Annotated in this window: 1 protein-coding gene; it reads right to left on the bottom strand. The window is 43.4% G+C overall.

Going from position 1 to position 378, the window contains the following annotated elements:
- Positions 1 to 58 precede the first annotated feature (58 nt).
- On the bottom strand, positions 59 to 378 hold a 320-nt coding region (locus tag SB658_RS22275; protein WP_410602375.1), incomplete at its 5' end, for an SDR family oxidoreductase.

Raw genomic sequence — 378 nt, forward strand, 5'->3', positions numbered from 1 at the left:
TCCCATTACACCAATTCCAATAAAACCAACTGTTTTGATTGTCATCACTTGTTCCTCCTTAAAGATACTTTGTCAAACCACCATCAATGATGAGTGTTTGACCTGTCATGTATGTATTTGCTTCAGATAAAAGAAAAGCTGCATATGCTGCAAATTCCTCTGGCTGTCCATAACGGCCAAGCGGAATCGCATGTTCAGCCTGTGCTTTGATTTCTTCAACCGTTTGGTGCTCTGACTGCGCGCGGTGCTTGTCCAGCTGTTTAACTCGGTCTGTTTCAATTTTTCCTGGGGCTAACGTATTAATCAAAATCCCATCCTTGGCAAGCTCTTGAGCGGCTGTTTTTGTCCAGCCCACAATAGCCGGTCTAAAAGTATTTG

It is taken from the genome of Bacillus sp. SIMBA_008, from assembly GCF_046535495.1.
Taxonomy (GTDB): domain Bacteria; phylum Bacillota; class Bacilli; order Bacillales; family Bacillaceae; genus Bacillus; species Bacillus subtilis.